Annotated in this window: 17 protein-coding genes; 12 read left to right on the top strand and 5 right to left on the bottom strand. The window is 70.5% G+C overall.

Annotated elements, in window-relative coordinates; all coding sequences use genetic code 11:
* The first annotated feature begins 107 nt into the window (after window positions 1-107).
* Window positions 108-1,067 (top strand): MBL fold metallo-hydrolase, encoded by a 960-nt coding sequence (locus AQY21_RS13245; RefSeq protein ID WP_238986774.1) that lies wholly within the window; start codon window positions 108-110, stop codon window positions 1,065-1,067.
* A gap of 109 nt (window positions 1,068-1,176) precedes the next feature.
* Window positions 1,177-2,013 carry an oxaloacetate decarboxylase gene (locus tag AQY21_RS13240; protein ID WP_058098116.1) on the top strand — a complete coding sequence of 279 codons (837 nt, stop codon included), beginning with the start codon at window positions 1,177-1,179 and terminating at the stop codon, window positions 2,011-2,013.
* Here the strand turns inward: AQY21_RS13240 and truB are convergent.
* The 3 genes from truB to rbfA are packed head-to-tail and all read right to left on the bottom strand — an operon-like array spanning window position 2,010 to window position 4,069.
* Window positions 2,010-2,906, bottom strand: a complete 897-nt coding sequence (gene truB / locus AQY21_RS13235) for a tRNA pseudouridine(55) synthase TruB (RefSeq protein WP_058098115.1) — start codon at window positions 2,904-2,906, stop codon at window positions 2,010-2,012. The genes AQY21_RS13240 and truB overlap by 4 nt on opposite strands.
* A 1-nt stretch (window position 2,907) precedes the next feature.
* On the bottom strand, window positions 2,908-3,663 hold the full coding sequence (locus AQY21_RS13230; RefSeq protein ID WP_058098114.1) for a phosphodiester glycosidase family protein: 756 nt from the start codon (window positions 3,661-3,663) through the stop codon (window positions 2,908-2,910).
* Window positions 3,653-4,069 (bottom strand): 30S ribosome-binding factor RbfA, encoded by a 417-nt coding sequence (gene rbfA, locus AQY21_RS13225; RefSeq protein ID WP_058098113.1) that lies wholly within the window; start codon window positions 4,067-4,069, stop codon window positions 3,653-3,655. The genes AQY21_RS13230 and rbfA overlap by 11 nt, the downstream gene beginning before the upstream one ends.
* 69 nt (window positions 4,070-4,138) lie before the next feature.
* Between rbfA and dapB the strand changes: the two genes are divergently transcribed.
* Genes dapB through trxA form a run of 6 tightly spaced genes read left to right on the top strand, consistent with a single transcriptional unit; the run spans window position 4,139 to window position 13,739 of the window.
* Window positions 4,139-4,945 (top strand): 4-hydroxy-tetrahydrodipicolinate reductase, encoded by an 807-nt coding sequence (gene dapB, locus AQY21_RS13220; RefSeq protein ID WP_058098112.1) that lies wholly within the window; start codon window positions 4,139-4,141, stop codon window positions 4,943-4,945.
* A 31-nt stretch (window positions 4,946-4,976) separates the two neighbouring features.
* Window positions 4,977-6,395, top strand: a complete 1,419-nt coding sequence (tsaE, locus tag AQY21_RS13215; RefSeq protein ID WP_058098111.1) for a tRNA (adenosine(37)-N6)-threonylcarbamoyltransferase complex ATPase subunit type 1 TsaE — start codon at window positions 4,977-4,979, stop codon at window positions 6,393-6,395.
* Complete coding sequence (locus AQY21_RS13210; RefSeq protein WP_203416497.1) at window positions 6,392-7,063, top strand: nucleotidyltransferase family protein; 672 nt, start codon at window positions 6,392-6,394, stop codon at window positions 7,061-7,063. Before tsaE ends, AQY21_RS13210 begins: the two co-directional genes overlap by 4 nt.
* Complete coding sequence (gene addB / locus AQY21_RS13205) at window positions 7,056-9,998, top strand: double-strand break repair protein AddB (protein WP_058098110.1); 2,943 nt, start codon at window positions 7,056-7,058, stop codon at window positions 9,996-9,998. Before AQY21_RS13210 ends, addB begins: the two co-directional genes overlap by 8 nt.
* Window positions 9,988-13,362 (top strand): double-strand break repair helicase AddA, encoded by a 3,375-nt coding sequence (addA, locus tag AQY21_RS13200; protein WP_082658097.1) that lies wholly within the window; start codon window positions 9,988-9,990, stop codon window positions 13,360-13,362. Before addB ends, addA begins: the two co-directional genes overlap by 11 nt.
* A gap of 53 nt (window positions 13,363-13,415) precedes the next feature.
* On the top strand, window positions 13,416-13,739 hold the full coding sequence (gene trxA, locus AQY21_RS13195; RefSeq protein WP_058098108.1) for a thioredoxin: 324 nt from the start codon (window positions 13,416-13,418) through the stop codon (window positions 13,737-13,739).
* A gap of 3 nt (window positions 13,740-13,742) precedes the next feature.
* Here trxA and AQY21_RS13190 read toward each other — a convergent pair whose 3' ends face one another.
* Window positions 13,743-14,663: a hypothetical protein gene (locus AQY21_RS13190; RefSeq protein ID WP_058098107.1), complete on the bottom strand. Its 921-nt coding sequence runs from the start codon at window positions 14,661-14,663 to the stop codon at window positions 13,743-13,745.
* Window positions 14,664-14,766: 103 nt separating this feature from the next.
* Between AQY21_RS13190 and hslV the strand changes: the two genes are divergently transcribed.
* The 4 genes from hslV to AQY21_RS13175 all read left to right on the top strand — a co-directional run bounded on the left by hslV (window position 14,767) and on the right by AQY21_RS13175 (window position 17,220).
* Window positions 14,767-15,321 (top strand): ATP-dependent protease subunit HslV, encoded by a 555-nt coding sequence (gene hslV, locus AQY21_RS13185; protein WP_058098106.1) that lies wholly within the window; start codon window positions 14,767-14,769, stop codon window positions 15,319-15,321.
* 114 nt (window positions 15,322-15,435) lie between these two features.
* On the top strand, window positions 15,436-16,740 hold the full coding sequence (hslU, locus tag AQY21_RS13180) for an ATP-dependent protease ATPase subunit HslU (RefSeq protein ID WP_058098105.1): 1,305 nt from the start codon (window positions 15,436-15,438) through the stop codon (window positions 16,738-16,740).
* Between the two features lie 55 nt (window positions 16,741-16,795).
* Entirely contained in the window at window positions 16,796-16,972 is a 177-nt protein-coding gene (locus AQY21_RS27840; protein WP_082658096.1) for a PLD nuclease N-terminal domain-containing protein, read from the top strand.
* A 32-nt stretch (window positions 16,973-17,004) separates the two neighbouring features.
* Window positions 17,005-17,220, top strand: a complete 216-nt coding sequence (locus tag AQY21_RS13175; RefSeq protein WP_058098104.1) for a hypothetical protein — start codon at window positions 17,005-17,007, stop codon at window positions 17,218-17,220.
* Here the strand turns inward: AQY21_RS13175 and AQY21_RS13170 are convergent.
* On the bottom strand, window positions 17,217-17,480 hold a 264-nt coding region (locus tag AQY21_RS13170), incomplete at its 5' end, for a Smr/MutS family protein (protein WP_161906011.1). The two genes, AQY21_RS13175 and AQY21_RS13170, sit on opposite strands and share 4 nt — an antisense overlap.

The raw sequence follows: 17,480 nt of genomic DNA, 5'->3' as shown, positions 1-17,480 counted from the left end.
TGCGGCGCGGCCGCATGGGTATTTGGACAACGAAGAAGTCGTCGGTCGGCGGAACCTTGCCGCCCCGGCCTGGGTTGGTCGGTCAGATCGGCAGAGGGAGAGGACTGATGGCCGGAATGTTCAAGACCACCCGCCGCGGCACCATGTTGATGGGCGGTGCGCTGCCCTTGGCGCTGGTGCTGCCGGCTCATGCCCAGACCGCCGCCCCCGCCCAGACCGCGCCTGCCGGGCCGCCGGGCGAGGCTCCGGTCTTTGTCGGCCGCGCCAACACGATCCAGCTGGGCGGCTTCGAGGTGACGACGCTGCTGGGCGGCGCCAGCATGAGCGACAATCCGATCGAGACCTTCGGGCTCAATGCCGATCCGGCCGAGTTCGAAAGCCTCAGCGTCGAGAATTTCATCCCCGCCGACCGCAGCGGCGGGTCCTATACGATGACGCTGGTGCGCACGCCCGATGCGCTGGTGCTGTTCGACACCGGCATGGTCCCGGCCAACAACGCCGCCTCGATGGCGCAGGCCGGGGTCAAGCCCGAGGACGTGACCCATGTCGTGCTGACCCATATGCATGGCGACCATATCAGCGGGCTGATGGACGGCGAGACCCCGGCCTTTCCCAATGCCGAGCTGATCCTGCCCGGGCCCGAGAACGACTATTGGGCGGCCAATCCCAGCGAGGCCTATACCGCCAAGGTGGTGCCGCTGCTGGACAAGGCGCGGCAGATCGAGGGGACCGAGGAAATCCTGTCCGGCATCAGGGCCGAACAGGCCCACGGCCACACGCCCGGCCATACCACCTACCTGCTGGACAGCGACGGGCAGCGGCTGCTGATCACCGGCGACAGCTTCAACCACTATGTCTATTCGGTGCAGCGCCCGGCCTGGCATGTGCGCTTCGACGTGGACAAGGAACGGGGCGCGGCCACGCGCCAGGCGGTGCTGGCCCGGCTGGCCGAGGAGAAGATCCCCTTCATCGGCTATCACATGCCCTTCCCGGCCCTGGGCTTCATCGCCCCGAACGGCGAGGGCTCCTACCGCTTCGTGCCCGCGACCTATCAGTTCGCCGGCTGACGGCCTTCGCGCCACGACGGGCCCGTGGCGCGACAAGGGCCAGGAAAGTTGTTCACAATTTGTTCTGGACTGCTAGGCTCATGCTGAGAGTCCTTGCAGGAGAGGCGCGATGCCGGATCAACAGGCCAAGTTCGAGAAGCTGAAGGCGCTTCACGAGGCGGAAGGCGCCTTCGTCATGCCCAACCCCTGGGATGCGGGTTCGGCCCGGCTGTTGGCCAGCCTGGGGTTCCAGGCGCTGGCGACCACCAGCGCCGGCTACGCCTTTTCCAAGGGCAAGCCGGATTCCATCGCCGGTCTCGGGCGGGACGAGATCCTGGACAATGCCGCCGAGATCCTCGGCGCCACCGACCTGCCGGTCTCGGCCGACCTTCAGGACGGCTTCGGCGCCGCGCCGGAAAGCTGCGCCGAAACCATCCGGCTGGCCTGCGAAATCGGGCTGGTCGGCGGCTCGATCGAGGATGCGACGGGGGATGCCGCCGATCCGATCCACGACCTGTCCTTTGCCGTCGAGCGTGTCCAGGCGGCGGCAGAGGCGGCGCGGGGCCTGCCCTTCCTGCTGACCGCGCGGGCCGAGAACTTTCTTTGGGGACGGCCCGGCCTGGAGGACACAATCCGGCGGCTGCAAGCCTTTTCCGAGGCCGGGGCGGATGTGCTCTATGCGCCGGGACTGCCGGATCTCGCGGCGATCCGCACCGTCTGCGCCGCCGTGGACAAGCCCGTCAACGTGGTCATGGGGCTGTCGGGTCCGACCTGGTCGGTGGCGGAGCTGGCGCAGGCCGGGGTGCGGCGGATCAGCGTCGGCGGCTCTTTCGCGCGGGCGGCGCTCGGCGCGCTGATGCGCGCCGCCGAAGAGGTCCGATCGGCCGGCACCTTCACCTATGCCTCGGACGCCCTGCCCGGCGCCACCGTGGCCCGGATCATGGCGCCCGGCGATGAGGGGGTCTAGCCCAGATTGAACACGCGCGAGGGCTGCACCTCGCCGCCCATGTAGCGGCCGATGCACAGCGCCCGGCCGTTGCGGCTGACCCAGACCTCCTCGCCGAATTCGGCATGGCCCAGCACCTGGCCGGGATTGCCGTTCAGGATGCGGGTGGCGCCGATCTCGGTCGCCTGCATCTCGGGCAGGTCGGCCAGCGCGGCTTGCAGGGGCAGCAGCGCCGCCTCGATCTCGGCCTGGTTGGCGCGGTCGATGCGGTCGAAGGCGAAGCCGTCTGCGGCGTCGAAGGGTCCCGACCAGATGCGGCGCAGCTGCGCGACATGGCCAAGGCAGCCCAGCTTGCGGCCCAGGTCGCGGGCGATGGCGCGGACATAGCCGCCCTTGCCGCAGACCATGCGCAGCTCGGCACTGTCCTGCGCCGCGCCCAGCAGCTCCAGCGAGTCCACCCAAAGCGGGCGGGCGGCAAGCTCGACCACCTCGCCCTCTCGCGCAAGGTCATAGGCCCGCGCGCCATCGACGCGCACGGCCGAGACGGCGGGGGGCACCTGCATGATCTCGCCGGTGAACTCCGGCAGCGCGGTGCGGATCGCCGCCTCGTCCGGGCGCGCGTCGCTGGTCTTCACCGCCGCGCCCGAAGCGTCGTCGGTCGTGGTCTCGGCGCCCCAGGTCACCGTGAAGTCATAGGCTTTCAGCGCCTCGGCCAGGATCGGCACGGTCTTGGTCGCCTCTCCCAGCGCGACGGCCAACACGCCGGTCGCGTCCGGGTCCAGCGTCCCGGCATGGCCGGCCTTCTTCGCGTCCAGCGCCCAGCGGACCTTGCTGACCACATCGGTCGAGCCGATGCCCGCCGGCTTGTCCACGATCAGCCAACCGTGGATCTCGCGTCCCTTTTTTCGCGCCATTCTAGTTCTGTCCTACATATCCGATGATCGGCCCCAGCCGCCGCCCGAAATCGGCGCGGCCCAGGCCCGGGGCGTATAGCCGCGAAATCGAGCCGTCGAAATACAGCGCGTCCCGCGCCCCCAGCCCGTCGCGGAACAGCCGGCCGAATTCGTGAAACGTCACCGCCCGGTCCGAGATGGCGAACCAGGCCGTCTGCCCGTCGGGCGAGACGCCGACGCCGTTGCGGATATAACGGCTGTCGCTGTCCACCAGGAAACGCGGATGCAGCGCCCCGTCGATGACCAGCATCGGTCCCGATTGCGTGGCGATGCGGCAATCCGGGCCGGCCTTGGCAAAGGCGCGGCTTTCGATCACCTGATAGGGCCGCGCGCCGCCGGTGCAGAACACGCCGTTCGGCAGCATGCCGAAATTGCCGCCACCACCGGCGGTGACCAGATCGTGCTGGCTGACGCCGTCGCTGACGTAAAGCCCGACCGGGGTGAAATCCGGGTGATACATGCCGGCGTTCATGGCAAAGCCCAGCACCTCGCCCTCGGCCAGCATGCGGCGGACAGCGGTGAAATCGCCCAGGGTCCGGCCGTCCGGGCCGTTCAGCCACAGCCGCAGCCCCGGCTCCTGCCCGGCCGCAAGGGTGCAGATCACATAGCCCTGCCCGTCGAAGTCGCGCTTTTCGCAGATCCCGGCCATGGCGGGCAGGGTCATGGCGATCAGCGCGCCGATGGCCAGGCCCAACCGGCGCTTGAGGTCAATCTTCATCGTCTTCCGGATGCGATTCGACATCGCGGCGCACCCGGTCCTCGGACAAGAGGCGGCGGGTGTCGTCCATGCGGTCGAAGGTCTCGTCGAGGACAAAGCGCAGCTGGGGCGCGTATTTCAGCGTCATCGCCTTGGCGACCAGGTGGCGCAGCTCGCCCGAATTGCGGCGCAGGGCGGCCAGCGCCTCCTCGGCATCATGCCCGCCCAGGGGCAGCACATAGGCCGTCGCGACCTTCAGGTCGGGCGAGGTCCGCACCTCTCCGACCGTGATCGAATGCCGGTTCAGGTTCGGATCGTGGACATCCCCCCGCAGGAGGACGTCGGAAAGCGTGCGGCGGATCAGCTCGCCCACGCGAAGCTGGCGCTGCGAGGGGCCTGTGCCGGAATGAAAGCGGTTCTGTGCCATGCGCGCAGATGTAGGGGGTCGCGGCCCGCGCCGCAACGGGATAGACATGCCGGAAACGGGGGATCGAGCATGGAAAAACCGGGAATCGTCATCACGGGCGCGTCGGGCCGCATGGGGCAGATGCTGGTGCGCACCGTTCTGGGCTCGGATCAGGCCCGCCTGGTCGGCGCCATCGAGCGCGAGGGCAACCCCTGGGTCGGCCGCGACCTGGGTGAGGCGATAGGCGGCGCGGCGCTGGGAATCACCGTCACCGACGATCCGGTCGAGGCCATCGCCAAGGCGCAGGCGGTGATCGATTTCACTGCCCCGGCGGCGACCGTGGCCTTCGCCGAACTGACCGCGCAGGCGCGCGCCGTGCATGTGATCGGCACCACCGGATTCGAGCCGGCCCATCTGGACAAGCTGAAGGCCGCCGCCCGCCACGCGCCGATCATCCGCGCCGGCAACATGAGCCTGGGCGTGAACCTGCTGGTCGGGCTGACCCGCAAGGTCGCCGCCGCGCTCGGCGAGGATTGGGATATCGAGGTGGTCGAGGCGCATCACAACCGCAAGGTCGATGCCCCCTCGGGCACCGCGCTGATGCTGGGCGAGGCCGCTGCCGAGGGGCGCGGCCACGGCCTGGAGGAGCTGCGCACCCCGGCGCGCGAGGGCATCACCGGCGCCCGCGCGCCCGGCAGCATCGGTTTTTCCGCCATCCGCGGTGGCGACATCGTGGGCGAGCATGACGTGATCTTCGCCACCGCCGGCGAGCGGGTGGTGCTGCGCCATGTCGCCACCGACCGGGCGATCTTTGCCCGCGGCGCGCTGCGCGCTGCGCTCTGGGGCCAGGACAAGGGGCCGGGCGAATACGACATGGCCGACGTTCTGGGGCTTTGACAGCGCCGCGTCCCGGATTAGGTTTCCTGTGATGACCCTGCTTGCGACGCTTGACGATGCCGATGCCGACCTGACCGCCTGCCTGGCGCGCGTGATGGCGGCTGTCCTGAAGCCCGGCGACGTGGTGGCGTTGCAGGGTCCGGTGGGTGCGGGCAAGACCCATTTCGCCCGCGCCTTCATCCGCGCCCGGCAGGGTGCCGCGGCCGAAGAGGTGCCCAGCCCCACCTTCACCCTGGTCCAGACCTATGCCGACCCGCTGGGAACCGAGATCTGGCATGCCGACCTTTACCGCCTGACCCATCCCGAGGAACTGGCCGAGCTTGGCCTCGACGAGGCGATGCGCGAGGCCATCGTGCTGGTCGAATGGCCCGAGCATGGCAGCCCGCTGGAGGGCGCGCTGACCATCGGGCTGGAGCCTTTGGCGGACGCCCCCGACCTGCGCCGCATCACCCTGGCCGGGTCCGAGCCGCATTGGGGCCTGATGACCCGCCTGCCCGCCATCGCCCGGCTGATCCACCGCGCCGGCTGGTTCGGGGCGCGGCTGGTCCCGCTGGCGGGCGACGCCTCGTCGCGGCGCTATTTCCGGCTGGTCGAGGATGACGGGCGCAGCGCGGTCCTGATGGATGCCTCGCCCGGCGTGACCGCGCCCTATGTCGCCATGACGCAATGGCTGCGGGCCTTGGACCTGCACGCGCCCGAGATTCTGGCCACCGATCAGGCGCAGGGGCTGCTGCTGATCGAGGATCTGGGCGACGATCTGGTCGCCCGGGTGCTGGAATCGCGCCCCGATCTGGCGCCGCGCATCTATGACCGCATGACCGACCTGCTGGTGCAGCTGCACGGCCGCGAGCCGCCGGATTTCGTGCCGCGCCTCGACGGGCCGGAACTGGCGCATCAGGTCGGGCTTTTCGCCGAATACTATCCCCCCGCCGCCGGTGTGCCCGGCAAGGGCGCCGAGGTCGCCGCGGTGATCGAGCGGCTGCATGCGGAACTGGCCGCTGACATGCCGCCGGTTCTGGGCCTGCGCGATTTCCATGCCGAGAATGTCGTCTGGCGGGACGAGGCGCCGCTGGGCCTTCTGGATTTCCAGGACGCCGTGGCGGTGCATCCGGCCTATGACCTGGTCTCGGCGCTTCAGGACGCCCGCCGCGACGTCGCGCCCGAGATCGAAGAGGCGCAGATCGCCCGCTACATCGCCGCGACCGGGGTGGACGATGCGCGTTTTCGCGCCGCCTATGCGCTCTTGGGCGCGCAGCGCAACCTGCGCATCATGGGCATCTTTACACGGCTGGCGCAGCGCGAGGGCAAGCGGCGCTATCTGGCGATGATGCCGCGCGTCTGGGCGGCGATCCAGCGCGACCTGACGCATCCGGCGCTGGCCCCGCTGGCCGCCGCGCTGGAAGGCATCCCCGCCCCCGCGCCCGAGGTGATCGAGGGCATCGCCGGATGAGCCTGCCCATGATGATCTTTGCCGCGGGCAAGGGCACCCGCATGGCGCCGCTGACCGATGCGCTGCCGAAACCGCTGATCCCGGTCGGGGGCCGGACGCTGCTGGACCGGGCGCTGGCCTTGGGGCGGCAGGCGGGCGCCGGGCCGGTGGTGCTGAACATCCACCATCTGGGCGGCCAGATCCGCGATCACCTCGCCGGGCGGGGCATTGCCATCTCGGACGAATCCGACCTGCTGCTGGAAACGGGTGGCGGTTTGCGCAAGGCGTTGCCGCTGCTGGGTCCCGGCCCTGTGATCACAATGAACCCGGATGTGGTCTGGACCGGCCCGAACCCGGTCCGCGCCCTGCTGGACGGCTGGCGCGAGGAGATGGACGCGCTTCTGATGCTGGTGCCGCTGGACCGGACCCATGGCCGGCAGGGCGGCGGCGATTTCAGCCTCGGCCCCGGCGACAGGCTGATCCGGGGGGGCGACCTGGTCTATGGCGGCGTGCAGATCATCCGGCCCGAACGGCTGGCCGAGATCCCCGAACAGGTGTTCTCGCTCAACCGGCTCTGGGATCTGATGATCGCCGAGGGCCGCGCCTATGGGCTGATCCATCCCGGCGCTTGGTGCGACGTGGGCCGGCCCGACTGCATCCCGCTGGCCGAGAGCCTGCTCGATGCCTGACTGGCAGAATGGCGTCTTCGCCCTGCCCTGCGGCGCCGATTTCCCCGGCGCCTTCGCCGACGGGCTGATCCGGCGCATGGCCCACCGTCCGCCGCAGGACATGGCGCGGGTCACGGTCTATGCCAATTCCGGCCAGTCGCTGATGGCGCTGCGCCAGGCCTTCATCCGGCGCGGGCCGCTGCTTTTGCCGCAATTGCGGCTGATCGCCGACCTGGGCGGCGGCGCGGCCACGGCGCCGCTGGCGCGCCGGCTGGAGCTGGGCCGGCTGATCGACGCCGCGCTGCGGGCCGATCCCGATCTGGCGCAGGGGCAATCGGTGCCGGAACTCGCTGCCTCGCTGGCGGCGCTGATGGCCGAGATGCAGCTGGAAGGGCTGGACGCGCAGGCGCTGGACCGCATCGACGCCAGCGAACACGCCCAGCATTGGGGCCGGGCGCTGGCCTTCCTGAAGATCGCCGCCGGCTATTACCTGTCCGACCCGCCGCAGGACCGCGAGGCCCGCCAGCGCGCCGCGGCAGAGGCGCTGACCGCGGCCTGGGCGCGGGGCGAGATGCTGCCGAAGGGCCCGGTGGTGGTCGCCGGCTCGACCGGCTCGCATGGCGCGACGCGGGATTTCATGCGCGCCGTCGCCCGGCTGCCGATGGGCGCGGTGGTGCTGCCCGGCTTCGATGCGGACCTGCCGCAGGCGGTCTGGGATGGGCTCGACGTCCGTTCCGAGGATCACCCGCAGGCGCGCTATGCGCCGCTGCTGGCCGAGTTCGGCGCACCAGCGGAATGGGTGGCGGACACCGCCCCCGACCCGGCCCGCAACCGGCTGATCTCGCTGGCGCTGCGGCCGGCGCCGGTCACCGACCAGTGGATCGAGGAAGGTCCGCGCCTTGGTCCGCTGGTTCCCGCGACCGAGCACCTGACCCTGATCGAGGCGGAAAATCCCGGCGAGGAGGCTGAGGCCGTGGCGCTGGTCATCCGCGAGGCGGTGCAGCGTAACAGCCCTGTAACGGTGATCGCCGCCGACCGGATGTTGACCCGCCGCGTGCAATCGGCGCTGGACCGCTGGGGCATCATCCCCGACGATTCCGCCGGCCAGCCCTTGCCCCTGACCGCGCCCGGCCTGTTCCTGCGCCATGTCGCCGACCTGTTCGGAGCCGAGATGATGCTGGCCGCGCTGCTGGTGTTGCTCAAGCACCCGGTCACCGCGACCGGGCTTGGCCCCGATTACCGACGCGAGCACAACCGCCACACCCGCGACCTGGAGCTGCACCTGCGCCGCAACGGCCCGGCCTTTCCCGATGGCGCGGCCTTGCGGGGCTGGGCGGATCGCGGCGACGCCTCCAGCAAGCCCTGGGCGCTGTGGCTGGCCGGGCTGCTCGACCGCATCGTGCCGCTGGCGCAGGACCGCGCGCCGCGCCCGCTGGCGGATCGCCTGCGCGATCTGCGCGCCCTGGCCGAGGATCTGGCCGCCGGTCCCGCGGGCCGCGCTGATGCCTCCGAGCTGTGGGCCAAGGCCTCGGGCGGGTTGGCGCGTTCGGTGCTGGACCATCTCGCCGCCCATGCGCATCTGGGCCACGACCTGCGGCCGGGCGAGTTCTGCGACCTGCTGCATGACGAATTGCAGGGCCAGGCGGTGCGGCAGGACGTGGCCGCGCATCCTCTGGTCCGCTTCCGCGGCCCGCGCGAGGCGCGCACCGAGGCGGTGGGCGAGGATGCCGGGCTGGTGATCCTGTCGGGCCTGAACGAGGGGGGCTGGCCGCAGGCGCTGCCGCCCGATCCGTGGCTGTCGCGCCCGATGCGGCTGGTGGCGGGACTGACCCTGCCCGAGCGCCGGGTGGGCCTGTCGGCGCATGACTTCCAGCAGGCCGTGGCGGCGGCGCAGGTGGTGCTGACCCGCGCCCGCCGCGATGCCGAGGCCGAGACCATCCCCTCGCGCTGGCTGAACCGGCTGGTGAACCTGCTGGGCGGGCTGCCGGACCAGCAGGGACCGCAGGCGCTGGCCGAGATGCGGGAACGCGGTCGGCGCTGGCTGGACCTGGCCGAATTGCAGGCCCGGCCGCGGATGCGGCTGGCGCCGGCGCCGCGCCCCTCGCCCATCCCGCCGCCGCCGGCGCTGCGCGAGCTGTCGGTGACCGAGGTCAGGACGCTGATCCGCGACCCCTATGCCGTCTATGCCCGCCGGGTGCTGGGCCTGCGCGCGCTGGACCCGCTGCGCCCCGAGCCGGATGCGGCCGAGCGCGGCAATGTCCTGCATCACATCATGGACCGTTTCCTGCGCGGCCTTCCCGACCTGCCCGAGACGCCGCAGGCGATGAAGGCGCGGCTGCTTGCCCTTACCGACGCGGTGCTGGAAGCCGAGGTGCCCTGGCCCTCGGCCCGGCTGTTCTGGCGGGCGCGGATCGCCGGCATCGCCGACCGGCTGATGGCGGACGAGGCCGAAAGGCTGGCGCGCGGCACGCCCACCGTGGTCGAGGACTATGGCGAGCAGGGCATTCCCGGCCTCGATTTCCGCCTGATCGCCCGGCCCGACCGGCTGGACCGGCTGCATGACGGCCGGGTGCATGTCTACGACTACAAATCCGGTAAGCCGCCGACCGACAAGCAGATCGCGCATTTCGACAAGCAGTTGCCGCTGGAGGCCGCCATGGTCCGGCACGGCGCCTTCAAGGCGCTGGGACCGGCCGAGGTCGAGGGCATCAGCTATATCCAGCTGGGCGGCGAGGGGAAAACCGAGAGCCGCGAGTTCAGCCCCGGTTTCGCCGAGGAAAGCTGGGCCGGCTTCGTCACCCTGATCCGCCGCTATCTGGGCGGCGAGCGCGGCTTTACCGCGCGGCTGGCCATGGAGCGGTCCGACCACGCCAGCGATTACGACCACCTGTCGCGGCATGGCGAATGGGACACGACCGAGGTCGCGGCCCCGCAGAGGTTCGGCGATGATGGATGAGGCGACGCTGGCGCAGGTGCGGGCGGCGGACCCGCATCGCTCGACCTGGCTGACGGCCAATGCCGGCTCGGGCAAGACGCGGGTGCTGACCGACCGGGTGGCGCGGCTGCTGCTGGCCGGGACCGCACCCGAGCGCATCCTGTGCCTGACCTATACCAAGGCCGCGGCGACCGAGATGCAGAACCGCCTGCTGGCGCGGCTGGGCCAATGGGCCATGCTGCCCGAGGCGGCGCTGCGCGCCGAACTGGCGCGGCTGGGCGAGACGGGCGCCCCCGACCTGCCCGCCGCGCGCCGGCTGTTCGCCCGCGCCATCGAGACGCCGGGGGGCCTCAAGGTCCAGACCATCCACAGCTTCTGCGCGGGTGTCCTGCGCCGCTTTCCGATCGAGGCCGGGGTGCCGCATGGCTTTACCGAGCTCGACGACCGCAGCGCCGCGCTGATCCGCGCCGAGATCATCGAGGACATGGCTCGCGAGCGCGCGCCCGAGCTGGAGGACCTGCTGGCCCTGCATTCGGGCGAGAGGCTCGACGCCTTCCTCGCCGGTCTGCGGGGGTTCGAATCCCCCGCCGACCGGGATGCGCTCTGGACCGCCTGCGGGCTGGCGCCGGGCGAGGACATGCAGGCGCTGCTGGCGGAATGTTTCGCGGACGGCGCCACGGTCATCGCCGCGCTGATCCCGTATCTGCTGAAAAGCGGCGCGAACGACCAGAAGGCGGCGGCGAAGCTTGCGCCCGGCAATTGGACACAGCCGGGGCTGGCGGAACTGGCGATCCTGGAATCCGTGCTGCTGACCGGGGCAAGCGCCAAGGAGCCGTTTACCGCAAAATACGACAGCTTCCCCACCAAGGCGTTGCGCAACGGTCCTTGCGCGGACCTGCTGGACGATCTGGCGATCCTGATGGAGCGGGTCGAATCCGCCCGCCCGCGCCGCATCGCCTTGGCCCATGCCGAACGGACGCTGGCGCTGCACCGTTTCGGCCATGCCTTCCTGACCCGCTATCGGGCGCAGAAAGCGGCGCATGGACGGCTGGATTTCGACGACCTGATCGACCGCACCGCGCGGCTTCTGTCGGAAAACAGCATGGCGCAATGGGTGCTGTTCCGGCTGGACGGCGGCATCGACCATATCCTGGTCGATGAGGCGCAGGACACCAGCCCGGCGCAATGGCAGGTGATCCAGCGGCTGACGGACGAGTTCACCTCGGGGCACGGCGCGCGTGACCAGACCCGCAGCCTGTTCGTGGTGGGCGATCCGAAACAGTCGATCTATTCCTTCCAGGGCGCCGATATCGCGGTGTTCGAGGCCCGCCGCACCGGCTTCGCGCAGGCCTTCGAGGCGGTGCAGGACCCGATGCAGGTGCTGGAGCTGCGGCATTCCTTCCGCAGCTCGACCGCGATCCTGTCGCTGGTCGATCAGGTCTTTGCCGGCGATGCGGCGCGCGGCCTGGGCGATCCGCCGCAGCACCGCGCCTTTCGCACCGACATGCCGGGCCGGGTGGACCTGTGGCCGGCGATCCCGAAGCCCGAGAAGCCCGAGCCCGGCGACTGGACCGATCCGGTGGACCAGCCGGCCGAGAACTCGGAAACCGTGCAGCTGGCCCGCGCCATCGCCGACGCCATCGGCAAGATGCTGGGCCAGCCGATCTTCGACGCCAAGACCGGCCGGCTGCGCCGCATCCGCGCCGGCGACGTGCTGATCCTGGTCCAGCGCCGCTCGGACCTGTTCGCCGAGATCATCGCGGCGCTGAAGGCGGCGACCCTGCCCGTCGCCGGCGCCGACCGGCTGAAACTGGCCGGAGAGATGGCGGTGCAGGACATCCGTGCCCTGCTGTCGGTGCTGGCCACGCCCGAGGACGACCTGTCGCTGGCCGCCTGCCTGCGCTCGCCGCTGCTCGGGCTGACCGAGGAGGAGCTTTACCGCCTTGCTGCCGGGCGCAAGCGCGGCGAATACCTGTGGCGGCGGCTGCGCGAATCGCCGCATCGCCATGCGGTCGAGCTGCTGGCCGACCTGATGGGCCAGACCGGCTTCATGCGCCCCTATGACCTGATCCAGCGCCTGCTGATCCGCCACGGCGGGCGCGAACGGCTGATCGCCCGGCTGGGCCCCGAGGCGCAGGACGGCATCGACGAGCTCTTGTCGCAGGCGCTGGCCTATGAAAGCTCGGAGACGCCCTCGCTGACCGGCTTCCTGGTCTGGCTGACCGGCGACGATGTGGAGGTGCGCCGCCAGCCCGGCTCGGCCGGCGACGGCGAGGGGCTGATCCGGGTGATGACCGTGCATGGCTCGAAGGGCCTCGAAAGCCCCATCGTCATCATGCCCGATTGCGCCGAGCGCCGCCCCCCGCGCGAGGCGCCGGTGTTGCCCGGCCCGGACGGGCTGTCCCTGTGGCGCGGCCGCAAGGGCGAGCGGCCCGATCCGGTCGAGGAACTGGCCGCCATCCAGACCGAGCGCCAGCTTCAGGAACGCAAGCGGCTGCTCTATGTCGGCCTGACCCGCGCCGAAAGCTGGCTGATCGTCGCTGCGGCGGGCGAGACCGGCGCGGCCGAGGACAGCTGGCACGCCATGGTCGAGGCCGGCATGGGCCGCACGGATCTGACCGAAACCCGCCTGCCCGCGCCATGGGGCGGCGAGATCCGGCGGCTGTCCTTTGGTGACTGGCCCGAAACCGCGCCGCAGGCGGTGCTGTCGGAAAAGCCCGTGCTGGCCGAGCCGGACTGGCTGCGCGCCCCGCCGCCGCCGGCGCCGGAAAAGGTCCGACCGGTCGCCGCGACGGCCTTGGGTGGGGCCAAGGTGATCGGCGCGCCCGGCGAGGGCGATGCCGAGGCGGCGATGCTGTTCGGCACCCGCCTGCATCTGCTGCTGGAGCATCTGCCGGGCCGCGACCCCGCGGATTGGCCGGGGTTGGCCCGCGACGTGCTGGCCGATGCCGAGGGCGGTTTGCCCGGGCCCGAGGAACTGGCGGCGCTGCTGGCCGAGGCGTGCGCGGTGATCGAGGCGCCGGACCTGGCGCAGGTCTTTGCGCTTTCCGACAATGCCGAGGTGCTGGCCGAGGTGGCGCTGGCTGCTCCGGTCCCGGGGATCGGCATCCTGACGGGGGCGGTGGACCGGCTGGTGGTGGAGCCGGACCGGATCCTGGCGGTGGACTACAAGTCGAACCGCGAGGTGCCGGATGCGCCGCAGGCGGTGCCGCTGGGCATCCTGCGGCAGATGGCCGCCTATCGCGCGGCGCTGCGGCTGATCTGGCCGGCCATGCGGGTCGAGGTCGCGGTGCTGTGGACGGCCGCGCGCAGCCTGATGGCGCTGCCCGACGAGTTGCTGGATGGGGTGATGGCGGGCCTTGACCCCAACCGCCCCGGTGCCTAGCTGTTGACGCATACGCCCCGCCGGTGCCAGCCGGCACATCGCAGGAGAGCCCCATGGCCAACACTCAAGCCGTTTCCGATGCCGATTTCGACAGCGAAGTCCGCCAGTCCCCGACCCCGGTCGTGGTCGATTTCTGGGCCGAGTGGTGCGGGCCCTGCCGTCAGATCGGCCCCTCGCTGGAGGAACTGGCCGCCGAATACCAGGGCCGCGTCAAGATCGTGAAGGTCAATGTGGACGAGAACCCCGAAAGCCCCGCCGCGCTTGGCGTGCGCGGCATCCCGGCGCTGTTCCTGTTCAAGGACGGCCAGGTCGTGTCGAACAAGATCGGCGCCGCGCCCAAGGCCGCGCTGAAGGCCTGGATCGACGAATCCATCTGATCCCTAGGCGCCGGGGGCGGCGCCGATCGGCCAGCCGCCCCGGCGCATCGCCGCCAGGATCCGCGCCCCCGCCTCGGGCCGCGTGGCATTGATGGCGTTTTCCTGAAGAAACCAGAACAGGTAGCGGTCGAAATCCGGCGCATGGCTTTCCGCCCGCGCCAGGGCTTCCCGCGCGCCCAGTTCGGCGACGTTCAGCCCGATGTGGTGAAAGTCGATCTGCCCGAACAGAACGGCGGGCTTGCCCAGCAGATAGCCGTCGAAGGCCACGGCGCTGTTCTGCGTCACGACAAAGGCGCAGTCGCGGATCAGCCGCGCGGTGTCGCCGCCGATGTGCAGGTTCGGATGGCGCGTCGCCAGCCGGGCCAGTGCCGCGCGGTCGGCGGCGGCGTAGCTTTCCCTTGGGTGCAGCGTGGCAATGGTGGGGCGGCCGATGGCGGCGACCACCTCCAGCATCTCGACGGGGCTCATGGTCTGGAAGGACCGGCAGCGGCGGATATGGCCTTGCAGCGGCACCAGGATGGCATCGCCGCGCCGGGGTGGTGGCCCAGGCAGCACACGGGCGCGCAGCCGCTGGACAAAGGCGCGCGCGGCCTGCGGGTCGACCGCTCCGGGGTCGTAGCGGCTTTGCGCCACGGCAAAGCGCCAGCGTTGCTGCACCGGTTCGATCTGCCAGAACGGATAGTGATAGGCGCGGCGAAAGGTCAGCGCGCGGCCATGTGTCGGTGCCTCCATGTGAAACAGCGCGTAGCCGTCCCGCAAGGGCGCGGCCATGCGCGCCATGGGACCGGTCTCGTGCCATTCCACGCGCCAGCCCGCGCCCTCGACCGCCTGGCGCAGCACGGCCATGAAGTTGAAGCTGCCCGCCCGGGCGGTTTCCAGCATCGAGCCTTCCAGATAGACGCGCAGGACGGGGGCATGGGTCATGGCCGGCAAGCTAGCGGGCGGCACGGTCCGGCGGAAGGGGGCGGGTTGCGAAAGCGCCGCCCGGCCCATATCTGACGCGGCAGGGCTGAGATCGGAGAGAGGCATGTCCGAAGACAAATTTCCCGGCTGGCACGGCACCACGATCCTGGCGGTGCGGCGCGACGGCAAGGTCGTCGTCGCCGGGGACGGCCAGGTCAGCGTCGGCCAGACGGTGATGAAGGGCACGGCGCGCAAGGTGCGCCGGCTGAGCCCCGGCGGCCATGACGTGGTGGTGGGCTTCGCCGGCTCGACCGCCGACGCCTTCACCCTGCTGGAACGGCTGGAAAAGAAGCTGGAGGCGGCGCCCGGCCAGCTGGCGCGGGCCTGCGTCGAGCTGGCCAAGGACTGGCGCATGGACAAATACCTGCGCAACCTCGAGGCGATGCTGATCGTGACCGATGGGCGCGAGATCTTCGTGGTGACGGGGGCCGGCGACGTGCTGGAGCCCGAGCATGACGTGGCCGCCATCGGCTCGGGCGGCAATTTCGCGCTGGCCGCCGCGCGCGGGCTGATGGAAAGCGATCTGGATGCCGAGGCGGTGGCGCGCAAGGCCATGGCCATCGCGGCGGATATCTGCGTCTATACCAACGGCAATCTGACCGTTGAAGTCATGGGATGACGGGGGCTCCGCCCCCCGCCCCGCATGCCCCTCGACGGGGCATGCGGGGCGTCCCCCGGGATATTTGGGCACGAAAGAAGGCGGCAGCCGGTGCCCCTGACAGAAAGGTTGACCATGAGTGACTTGACGCCGCGCGAGATCGTCTCGGAGCTGGATCGCTTCATCATCGGGCAAAGGGATGCCAAGCGCGCCGTGGCCGTGGCCTTGCGCAACCGCTGGCGGCGCCGGCAGCTCGGCGACGACCTGCGCGACGAGGTCTATCCCAAGAACATCCTGATGATCGGCCCGACCGGCGTCGGCAAGACCGAGATCAGCCGCCGCCTGGCCAAGCTGGCGCGCGCGCCCTTCCTGAAGGTCGAGGCGACCAAGTTCACCGAGGTCGGTTATGTCGGCCGCGATGTCGAGCAGATCATCCGCGACCTGGCCGATGCCGCCGTCATCGAGACCCGCGAGCGCATGCGCGAGGAGGTCAAGGCCCGCGCCCATAAATCCGCCGAGGAGCGGGTCGTCGCCGCCCTGGCCGGCGAGGGCGCGCGCGAGCAGACCCGCGAGATGTTCCGCGACAAGCTCAAGCGCGGCGAGCTGGACGACACGGTGATCGAGCTGGAGGTGCAGGACAATTCCAATCCCTTCGGCATGATGGAGATTCCCGGCCAGCCGGGCGCCATGGGGGGCATGATGGACCTGTCGGGGCTGATGAAGGCCTTCGGCGGCCGCCGGGTGCGGCGCAAGGTCACCGTCGCGGAAAGCTATGACCTGTTGATCGCGGAGGAGGCCGACAAGCTTCTGGACGACGAGGCGGTGCGCGCCGCCGCGCTGGAGGCGGTGCAGGAGAACGGCATCGTCTTCATCGACGAGATCGACAAGGTCGCCGCCCGCACCGATGCCCGCGGCGGCGATGTCTCGCGCGAGGGCGTGCAGCGCGACCTGCTGCCACTGATCGAGGGCACCGCGGTTTCCACGAAATACGGGCCGGTCAGGACCGATCATATCCTGTTCATCGCCAGCGGCGCCTTTCACATCGCCAAGCCCTCGGACCTGCTGCCCGAGCTTCAGGGCCGGCTGCCGATCCGCGTCGAGCTGCGCGCCCTGACCGAGGAGGATTTCGTCCGCATCCTGACCGAGACAGACAACGCGCTGACCCGGCAATATACCGCGTTGATGGCGACCGAGGGCGTGACGGTGCAGTTCACTCAGGACGGCATCCGGGCGCTGGCGCGCATCGCGGCCGAGGTGAACGGCTCGGTCGAGAATATCGGCGCGCGGCGGCTTTATACCGTGATGGAGCGGGTGTTCGAGGAACTGTCCTTCAGCGCGCCGGACCGTTCGGGCGAGACGGTGGTGGTGGACGGGGCCTTCGTCGAGAAGCATCTGGGCGACCTGTCGCGCTCGACCGACCTGTCGCGCTATGTCTTGTAAGGAACCGCGGCGCCTTCCCGCCGTTGTGCCATAAGGTCAACGAGCGGGGACGCGCATGAGTTATATCTTTGGAATCATCATTTTCGTGCTGGATGTCTGGGCCATCGCCTCGATCATCAACACGAACGAGACCATGACCACCAAGCTGATCTGGATCGCGCTGGTGGCGTTCCTGCCGCTGCTGGGCCTGATCATCTGGTGGTTTGCAGGGCCCAAGGCGAATTACGGCTGAGGGCTTTTCCGCCGCCCGCCGGACAAAAGGCGATGGCGGCTTGGCAGCCTGGCCGATGTCGGCGCCTTCTCGACCGGGAGGGGCATTTCGATGTGGCGCCCTCGCCGGCGCTGCAGCGTCTCTTGGCGCAGGCAAAGGCGCTGAGCAGCGTGTTTCCCTCGGATGTGGGTGGCGGGGTCGGGCCGCTCGTCCGTGCGGCATTGCATGCCGAACATGCGGCGCAGATCGCGATCTCGCCGGCGTTCTAGCGCCGCAGATAGACGTAATAGGCGCCCTCGCCGCCATGGCGGCGATGCGCCGGGCGCACTTGCAGCACCACCGTGTTCAGGGGCGGCATGTGCAGCCAATGCGGCACGTTGTGGCGCAGCGCGCCAGGCCGGACCGGCAGCGGCGCGTCCGGCCCGCCCTCGCGTCCCTTGCCGGTGATGACCAGCACCAGTCGCCGGCCCTCGGCCCGGGCTTGCAGCAGGAAGCGGGTCAGCACCGGCTGGGCCACGGCCAGCGTCAT

The sequence above is a fragment of the Paracoccus sp. MKU1 genome (assembly GCF_001447385.1).
Classification (GTDB): Bacteria; Pseudomonadota; Alphaproteobacteria; order Rhodobacterales; family Rhodobacteraceae; genus Paracoccus.
Note: the sequence above shows the minus strand (reverse complement) of the source record. Positions and strands in the feature narration are given on the sequence as shown.